Origin of the sequence: Streptomyces pathocidini, from assembly GCF_001418495.1 — a bacterium.
Taxonomy (GTDB): domain Bacteria; phylum Actinomycetota; class Actinomycetes; order Streptomycetales; family Streptomycetaceae; genus Streptomyces; species Streptomyces pathocidini.
In genome coordinates this window covers 1-8311 of the sequence record NZ_LIQY01000143.1, presented here as the reverse complement: position 1 = coordinate 8311, position 8311 = coordinate 1, and the positions used below count along the sequence as shown (strand labels likewise).

Below are 8311 nucleotides of genomic sequence, written 5' to 3'. Positions count from 1 at the left end.
GTGGTGCGCGGGCCGTGCAGGTGGTGCGCGGGAGCTGTGCGGGTGGTGCAGGGCCGTGCTGCGGTGGTGCGCGGGCTGTGCTGACCGTGCTGTGCCGTGTGCCGGCGGTGCCGGCTTACGCGGGCGAGAACAGGTGGTCGCTGATGAGGCGGGCGGCGCCGATGACGCCCGAGGCGGGCCCCAACTCCCCCAGGACGATGGGCAGGTTGCCCGTGGCGAGCGGCAGGGACTGCCGGTAGACCTGCGTGCGGATGGCGGCGAGGAGGGTGTGGCCGAGGCCGGTCACCCCGCCGCCGATCACCACCAGGCCGGGGTTGAAGAAGCTGACGAGTCCGGCGATGACCTGGCCGGTGCGGTTGCCGCCCTCGCGGATGAGGTCGAGCGCGGCGGTGTCGCCCGCGGCCGCCGCGGCGGCGACGTCGGAGGCGGCGAGGCGGCCCTCGGACTCCAGGCGCGCGGCGAGTTCGCCGGAGCGCCCGCCGCGGGCGGTCTCCTCGGCGTCGCGGGCGAGCGCGGCGCCGCTGAAGTAGGCCTCCAGGCAGCCGCGGTTGCCGCAGGCGCACTGCCGGCTGTCGGGCCCGTGCTCGACCTGGATGTGGCCGATGTCGCCCGCGCTCCCGGTCGTACCGCGGTGAACCTCGCCGCCGACGACGATGCCGCAGCCGATGCCGGTGCCGATCTTGACGCAGAGGAAGTCGTTCACGGAGCGGGCCACGCCCGCGTGCTGCTCCCCCATGGCCATGAGGTTCACGTCGTTGTCGACCATGACGGGGCAGCCCAACTCCTGGCTGAGCGCCTCGCGTACGGGAAACCCGTCCCAGCCGGGCATGATCGGCGGCGCGACGGGCACCCCCTCGGGGAACCGCACGGGCCCAGGCACGCCGATCCCGGCCCCGTCGAACCCCTCGGCGACCCCGCTGGCCCGCAACTTGGCTGCCATCGCCAGCACTTGCTCGAAGACAGCGACCGGCCCCTCCCGCACGTCCATGGGGTGGGTCAGATGCCCCAGGATCTCCAACTCGGCGTTGGTGACGGCCACATCGACGGAGGTGGCGCCGATGTCGACGCCGAGGAAGCGCAATGCGGGCGCCAGCCGGATGTTGTGGGACCGCCGTCCGCCGCGCGAGGCGGCGAGCCCGTCGGCGACCACGAGCCCGGTCTCCAGCAGCCGGTCGATCTCCACGGCCAGCTTCGACCGCGACAGATCGACCTGATCGCCCAGCTGGGCCCGGGAGTTGGGTCCGCCGTCGCGCAGCAGCCGGAGCAGTCGCGCCTGGTGCGCGTTAGCGGGTCGAGCCGTCATGCGCCTCACGCCACCCCTCCCGCCGTGTCCGGCATCTCTCGGCTTTCACCGGGGAAAGTAGCAGCGGTTGTCGGAGCTGGGAAGAACTTGCGCGGGAATCACCCCACACTTTTCCTCGATCGAGGACAAAGCCGGGCCGCGAACCACTCCACGGGCCACCTACCGATCACGCCCGCACTCCAGCCCCGAAGCGGTGTGACGTGTGCGGCTCCTGGTATACCGATCAGGCGTGCGGACCGGCCGCGTACGATCACCGCGTACGCCGTCGAACCGGAACCCGTAGACCCTTATCCGCAGGGGGACTTGCCGCCGTGACCACCACCGCCCGCCAGCCCGCCCCATCCCCCGCACCGGAGATACGCCGCGCCCGCCCCGAGGAACGGGACGCGATCGCGCGGCTGCTGGGCGAGGCGTTCATGGACGACCCGGTCAGCCGCTGGGTGTTCCCGGGCGAGGCGCACCGCAGGGCCGTCCACCCCCGCTTCTTCGGCGCCTTCCTGGACGCCGCGCTACGCGAGGGCTGGGTGGACGTCACGAACGACCTCTCGGCGGCAGCACTGTGGCTCCCGGTGCACCCGGCGGCCGAAGGCGGGGAGGTGGAGGACGGCGACGAGGTGGCGGAGGCGATCGCGGCAGCCGACCCGGGCAACGAACGCACCGGAATCGTCGGCCGGTTGACCGCCGAGCTCCACCCCCACGACCGCGCCCACTACTTCCTCCCGATGATCGCCGCGTCCCCCGCCCACCAGGGTCGCGGCCTGGGGGCCGCCCTCCTCACCGCCGCGCTGGACCGCTGCGACCGCGAGGGCATGCCCGCATACCTCGAAGCCAGCAATGAACGCAGCAAGGCGCTCTACGAACGCCTCGGCTTCACCTTCCTCGGCACCACGGTCGACCTCCCGAACGGCCCCCACATGTGGCCAATGTGGCGCGACCCACACAACTGAGAACCCGCCGCGCGCACAAGAGCGACACCGTATCCAAGGCATCGACGTCTAACCCCCAAACATGCGCGAGCCCGTTAGATAACCACGACCATGGTGACCGCACCCCAGCCCTCACCAGTGCGGGAATGCGGCTCTCGGACGCCAACGGCAAGTTTCGGAGGCCCAGTTGGGAAGAGGTGCTCGATCAGGCCAGCGCGTACGGAAGGGCGGTGTGGCCGCCCGGCGAGGCGCGCGAGGACATCGACATCACCTAGAGCTCGCCCACGTCTCGGCCGCGGCTGTGTCAAGTCGGAGTTCGGTCTGCGGGCGGGGGCTGGGGGGAGTCCCGGCGGGCCGGGACCGCCGCGGTCTGCGCGTACTGCGGCGTCGGCTGCAACCTGACCCTGCACGTGCAGGACAATGGAGCGTGAAGGTCACCTCGTCGCACGACAACCCGGTGACCCACGGCAACCTCTGCATCAAGGGCCGCTTCGGCTTCCAGCGCTTACAGCGGTGACCGGCACGTAGGGCAGTGACCGGCACGTACAGCGGTGGCCGGGCCACCGACCAAACCAAGTGAGGGCGATCATGGGACGCGTCACCGAGCGCCGCCGCGTCATCCGCATACGCGGCGAGTCCGTCAGCACCCGCCCGGACACGCTCGTCGCCGAGGAGCCGCTGGAGATCCGGCTGGGCGGCCGGCCGCTCGCGATCACCATGCGTACGCCCGGCGACGACTTCGCGCTCGCCGCCGGATTCCTGGTGAGCGAGGGCGTACTGGGCAGCGCGGAGGAGCTGGCGAACATCGTCTACTGCGCGGGCGCCACGGCGGAGGGCGTCAACACCTACAACGTGGTCGACGTACAACTCGCGCCCGGAGTTCCCGTTCCGGACATCACCCTGGAGCGGAACGTCTACACCACCTCGTCCTGCGGCCTGTGCGGCAAGGCCAGCCTGGAGGCCGTACGGACCACGGCCCGCTGGCCGATCGCGGACACGCCCCCGGTGCGCGTGGCGCCCGCCCTGCTGTCCGCCCTCCCCGGCCGGCTCCGGGCCGCACAGCGCGTCTTCGACCGGACCGGCGGGCTGCACGCGGCGGGGCTGTTCTCCGCGGAGGGCGAACTGCTGGACCTGCGGGAGGACGTGGGCCGGCACAACGCCGTGGACAAGCTGATCGGCCGCGCCCTGCGGTCCGGTTCGCTGCCGCTGTCCCGGACGATCCTGCTGGTGTCGGGGCGCGCGTCCTTCGAGCTTGCGCAGAAGGCCGTCATGGCGGGCATCCCGGTGCTGGCCGCGGTCTCCGCGCCCTCGTCCCTGGCCGTGGATCTGGCAGCCGAGTCGGGGCTGACGCTGGTCGGCTTTCTGCGCGGCGACTCCATGAACGTGTACGCGGGCGAGCAGCGCGTCGTCCTGCGGACCGCAGCCGCGGGGCACTGAAGCGCGGCGGGCCCGCGGCACGGGTCGACGGACCGGCCGGTGGGGGGAGCACCCCTGCGCCGGCCGGTCCCACCGCACGCGCCTTGTTGACGTCTCGTCACGAAAACCGGCCTTCCCGGACCGGTCGGTCGCCGGGCCCTGTGCCCTCTGACGAGGTATCACCAGCCTCCCCCGTCCACCGGATCGTCATCTGCCCGTCATGAACCGGCGGGCCAATCCGGGGAAGGTCGTACTCCGACCGAGCCGAGTGGTGCACGGTGCTTGTGGGGAGGATCACGGGACACGTACCTTCGACGCCCGGACATGGGACGTGGGATGTCCGGTTTATCGGCTTGATGAAGGGACGTGTCATGCCGTCAGTTGTCCCCGCACGCACGCGCACTGAACGACGACACCGGCACCGCGTATCCGCCCTCGCCTTACTGGCCACTGCCTCGGTGCTCATCCCCTCAGCGGTCTCCGTACGGGCCGCGGCCGCGGAGGAGTCCCCGGCCGCGGCCCGTACCGCCTTCGAGCAGCAGGTCATTTTCAAGGCCTCGCAGGACCCCGGCGACTACTCCTGCTTCCGCATCCCCGCCATCGTCAAGACCACCAGGAACACCCTGCTCGCCTTCGCCGAGGGGCGGCAGGACAACTGCGGGGACGCGGGCGACATCGATCTGGTCCTCAAGCGCTCCACCGACGGCGGCCGCACCTGGGGCCCGCTCCAGGTCGTCGACCGGGGCAACGGCGACACCCACGGCAACCCGGCGCCGATCGTGGATCGGCGTACCGGCCGGATCGTGCTCGCCACCACGTACAACAAGGGCCGTGCCGACGACGGGCCCTGCGACGTCCCCTGCGACCGCACCCCGCACCTCCAGTACAGCGACGACGACGGGCAGAGCTGGTCCGAGCCGGAGGACCTGACGGGGTCCATCCGGCGCCCCGACTGGAACTCCTGGTACGCCACCGGGCCCGTGCACGGCATCCAGCTGACCCGCGGCAAGCACGCGGGGCGGCTGCTGTTCGCCGTCAACACCGAGTCCTTCACGGACGAGCGCATCAGCGCGAACCACGCGGCGCTGGTGCACAGCGACGACGGCGGCCGGAACTGGAAGATCGGCGCCGTGGACAGCTGGCCGGTCGCCGAGGACGGGACGTTCCGTCAGAAGCCGTCCGAAATGACCGTGGTGGAGCGGTCCGACGGCTCGGTCTACGTCAACGGCCGCGAACAGGACGGCACCGACCTCGGCCACCGCACGTACGCGGTCAGCCGGGACGGCGGGGACAGCTTCGCCTCGCCGTTCCGCGCGCAGCCCGACCTCTACGCGCCCATGGTGCAGGCGGCGGTGGTGAGGCTGCCCGGCCGCGACCGGACCGGACCCGGCCGGATGCTGTTCTCCGCCCCGGCCGACCCCGACCGGCGGCGCACCATGACGATCCGCTCCTCCTTCGACGACGGCCGCACCTGGGACAGCGTGGACCGCGGCAGGACGGTGACCACGGACTGGTCCGGCTACTCCGACATGGCCGCCATCTCCGACCACGAGATCGGCCTGATGTACGAGGGCGGGGCGGTCGACGCGCGGGACGAGATCCGCTTCGCGCGGTTCACCGAGGAGTGGCTGGGCCCGCGCCGCGGCCCCGATCCGACCACGCGGGACCGGGCGCGGTCCGCCCGGCCCGCGAGCGTCCTCGGCGCGGCGGGGCGGACGGCGGGACGGTACGGCGGGGCCGTGTCCTTCGACGGCAAGGACGACGCCGTACGCCTCCCCTTCCACGGCTCCCTGCCGCTCGGCACCCGGGACTTCACCGCGAGCCTGTGGTTCCGCTACAGCGCGACCGCCGGCGACCAGCCGTTCCTGTGGATGGGGGGCGTCGGCACGCGCAACCCGCAGATATGGGTACGGGGTGAGCCCGCCAGGAACCGGGTCACCGCGCTCATCACCGCGGTGAACGGCACCGACGATCCCGACACGGCCACGGTGAGCACGGGCCAGGCGTACAACGACGGCGAGTGGCACCACCTGGCGCTGCGCCGCACCGGCGGCAAGCTGATCCTCACCGTCGACGGCGAGGAGACGACGACGGCGGCGGACGTCCCTGGCACGGTCAGCGAGGGCTCGACCTTCGGCGTCCACCTGGGGCAGAAGGCGGACAGCCGCGGCTGGCTGACGGGGCAGCTGGACGAGATCCGCGTGGACCCCCGCGCCCTCACGGACACCGAACTGACCCGCCTCCGCGAAACCAACACCCAGCCGACAGGCGCCCCGATCCTCCGCCTGCCGCTGGACAGCGTGGAGGCACGGAGGGCATAGGCCCGCTACCTACCCGGCCGGCCGGCCGCACCATGTGCCGCCTACGGCAGCCACAGGGCTGCCGCAGGCGGCACATTCTTTCCGCCGCAACGGCGAGCAATCGGTACGGCGAAGCCCGGCGGCGGCGCCGAACCCGGCGCAACCACTCAGCCCCCTATCGCCCCGCCGGCACAGACTCCCCTGCGGGGGCGGGCAGTTCGCCGATCCTCACCGCTGCCAGCGGATCACGGCTGCGCCGCCGCGCGATGACCGCGCACACCATCAGTTGCATCTGATGGAAGAGCATCAACGGCAGGACCGCCAGGCTCGCCTGCGCCCCGAACAGCACGGTCGCCATCGGCAACCCCGCCGCCAGGCTCTTCTTCGACCCCGCGAAGACGATCGCGATGAGGAACCCGGCGTAGAGGTCGGGCGCCAGCACGTACGGCACGAGTCCGCGCGCGGCCAGCCCCAGGAGCGGGAAGACGGCGAACGTGCAGGCCAGGACGGTCAGATGGAGCCGCCAGTGGGACAGTCCTTCCCTCGCCTCGCGCGTGGAGAGCCGGGCGCCGTAGAGGAAGAAGACGAGCGCGACCGCGCCCGTGGAGGCCCCTTCGGCGGCGGTCGCGGCGGCACCGCGGGCGGGGAGGAGCGCGGCGAGGGCGACGGTGCCGAGCAGCACCAGGATGTACGGGTCGAGCGGCAGCCAGGAGGGCAGGGTGGGGCGGCGACGGGGCATGGCCTCTCTTTCCGGTCCTTCTGGTTCTGGGGCGCTGGTCCTTCCGGTCTTTCTGGGTCGGCGGGACTTGGGGCGATGGTGCACGCCGAGGGCATGATCCCGCCGGGGCTTGTACGGCTCCCCGCGCGGGCGGGCCTTCCCGAACCGAGGGATGTGGACTTCGTCCTGCTGCACGGGCGCCGCCGCCCCGCCTCCCAGGAGGCGGCGGACGCGCTGGCGGCGGCCGTTCTGGCGGGCGGGGACCGGCTGCACCCTGTAAGGCGCCGGTGACCCCATCGGTCGGATTCGGTGGAGGTTTGACCTCGGCGTTCTTACTCCGAGGTCAGCAGGATTCCCCAACCTGCCTGCATGAAGCGCCCGTTCGGGATCCGGCCGCCTTCCTCACGAGTTTCACCGACCGTCAATCCAAGGCCTCCCCTCAGGAGACGGGATCGGGTACGGTCACGGCGCTGTACGAGCACCTAGGAGCGAGTCGTTGCCCGAGTTCACCGTCCCCCCTGTGGTCGCTGAGCCTCCGGTGGGAGGCCTGGCGGACATCGTCTACGACCACGCGGCCGAGGACCCCGAACGGGTCGCCCTCGCCCGGAAGGTCGACGACCGCTGGCAGGACGTGACGTCGGCCCAGTTCCGCGACGAGGTCATGGCCATAGCCAAGGGCCTGCTCGCGCAGGGCGTCCGGTTCAACGACCGGGTCGCCATCATGTCCCGTACACGCTACGAGTGGACCCTCTTCGACTTCGCGCTCTGGTCGATCGGCGCCCAGCCGGTGCCGATCTACCCCACTTCCTCCGCCGAGCAGGTCTGCTGGATGCTGCACGACGCGGGCGTCTCGGCCGCCGTCGTGGAGCACGAGGACCACGCGATGACGATCGGCTCGGTCGTCGACCGGCTGCCGCTGCTGCGGCAGCTGTGGCAGCTGGACCGCGACTGCGTGGGCGAGTTGATGGCCGCGGGCGCCCACATCGAGGACGAGGTGGTGCACCGGCACCGCCTCGCGGTCACCCCCGACTCCCCCGCCACCATCATCTACACCTCGGGCACCACCGGCCGCCCCAAGGGCTGCGTGATCACACACGCGAACTTCATCTTCGAGTCCGACACCGTCGTCACCCGCTGGGAGCCGGTCTTCCGCGCCAAGCGCGACGACGAGGTGTGCACCCTGCTCTTCCTGCCGCTCGCCCACGTCTTCGGGCGGATGGTGGAGGTCGCGGCGATCCGCGGCCGGGTCAAGCTCGGCCACCAGCCGAACCTCAGCGCCGCCGCACTGCTGCCCGATCTGGCCGCGTTCAAGCCGACGTTCATCCTGGCCGTGCCGTACATCTTCGAGAAGGTCTTCCACGCCGCGCGCCGCAAGGCCGAGGCAGAGGGCAAACTCGGCCCCTTCGACAAGGCCGTCGACGTCGCGGTGCGGTACGCGGACGCGGCCGAGGGCAGGGCGTTCGGCACCTCCTCGGGCCCCAGCCCCGCGCTGCGCGTGCAGCACCAGCTGTTCGAGAAGCTCGTGTACAGCAAGGTCCGGGAGGCGATGGGCGGCCGCATCCGGCACGCCATGTCGGGCGGTTCGGCCATGGAACGTCGCCTCGGACTGTTCTTCGCGGGCGCGGGCGTGACGATCTACGAGGGCTAC

7 protein-coding genes and 2 pseudogenes are annotated in these 8311 nt (G+C 71.8%); 7 read left to right on the top strand and 2 right to left on the bottom strand.

Annotated elements, in window-relative coordinates:
• Positions 1–115 precede the first annotated feature (115 nt).
• A complete protein-coding gene (locus AOK16_RS08980) occupies positions 116–1303 on the bottom strand; it encodes an ROK family transcriptional regulator (protein WP_055471714.1) in 1188 nt (395 codons plus the stop codon).
• Positions 1304–1614: 311 nt separating this feature from the next.
• On the opposite strand from AOK16_RS08980, the gene AOK16_RS08975 reads away from it, so the two are divergent.
• The 5 genes and pseudogenes from AOK16_RS08975 to AOK16_RS08965 all read left to right on the top strand — a co-directional run bounded on the left by AOK16_RS08975 (position 1615) and on the right by AOK16_RS08965 (position 5966).
• Entirely contained in the window at positions 1615–2250 is a 636-nt protein-coding gene (locus AOK16_RS08975) for a GNAT family N-acetyltransferase (protein WP_240483464.1), read from the top strand.
• 125 nt (positions 2251–2375) lie between these two features.
• On the top strand, positions 2376–2504 hold the full coding sequence (locus tag AOK16_RS28945) for a hypothetical protein (protein ID WP_276202485.1): 129 nt from the start codon (positions 2376–2378) through the stop codon (positions 2502–2504).
• 48 nt (positions 2505–2552) lie between these two features.
• A pseudogene (locus AOK16_RS25405) lies at positions 2553–2746 on the top strand (2Fe-2S iron-sulfur cluster-binding protein); the annotation flags it as partial.
• Positions 2747–2817: 71 nt separating this feature from the next.
• Positions 2818–3666: a formate dehydrogenase accessory sulfurtransferase FdhD gene (gene fdhD / locus AOK16_RS08970; protein WP_055471713.1), complete on the top strand. Its 849-nt coding sequence runs from the start codon at positions 2818–2820 to the stop codon at positions 3664–3666.
• 350 nt (positions 3667–4016) lie between these two features.
• On the top strand, positions 4017–5966 hold the full coding sequence (locus AOK16_RS08965; RefSeq protein ID WP_055471712.1) for a sialidase family protein: 1950 nt from the start codon (positions 4017–4019) through the stop codon (positions 5964–5966).
• A 154-nt stretch (positions 5967–6120) separates the two neighbouring features.
• Here the strand turns inward: AOK16_RS08965 and AOK16_RS08960 are convergent, their stop codons facing one another.
• Positions 6121–6684, bottom strand: coding sequence for a bile acid:sodium symporter (locus AOK16_RS08960; RefSeq protein ID WP_055471711.1), 564 nt, complete (start codon positions 6682–6684; stop codon positions 6121–6123).
• Between the two features lie 60 nt (positions 6685–6744).
• Between AOK16_RS08960 and AOK16_RS08955 the strand changes: the two are divergent.
• Both AOK16_RS08955 and AOK16_RS08950 read left to right on the top strand, forming a co-directional pair.
• Positions 6745–6954 (top strand): annotated as a pseudogene (locus tag AOK16_RS08955) (LysR family transcriptional regulator); the annotation flags it as partial.
• Positions 6955–7159: 205 nt separating this feature from the next.
• Positions 7160–8311, top strand: a 1152-nt coding sequence (locus AOK16_RS08950) for an AMP-dependent synthetase/ligase (protein WP_157859152.1), incomplete at its 3' end; no start/stop codon positions are given.

Coding starts and splice junctions, on each gene's coding strand:
- AOK16_RS08980 (WP_055471714.1), bottom strand. CDS start 1,303: ATGACGGCTCGACCCGCTAACGCGCACCAGGCGCGACTGCTCCGGCTG.
- AOK16_RS28945 (WP_276202485.1), top strand. CDS start 2,376: ATGCGGCTCTCGGACGCCAACGGCAAGTTTCGGAGGCCCAGTTGGGAA.
- fdhD (WP_055471713.1), top strand. CDS start 2,818: ATGGGACGCGTCACCGAGCGCCGCCGCGTCATCCGCATACGCGGCGAG.
- AOK16_RS08965 (WP_055471712.1), top strand. CDS start 4,017: ATGCCGTCAGTTGTCCCCGCACGCACGCGCACTGAACGACGACACCGG.
- AOK16_RS08960 (WP_055471711.1), bottom strand. CDS start 6,684: ATGCCCCGTCGCCGCCCCACCCTGCCCTCCTGGCTGCCGCTCGACCCG.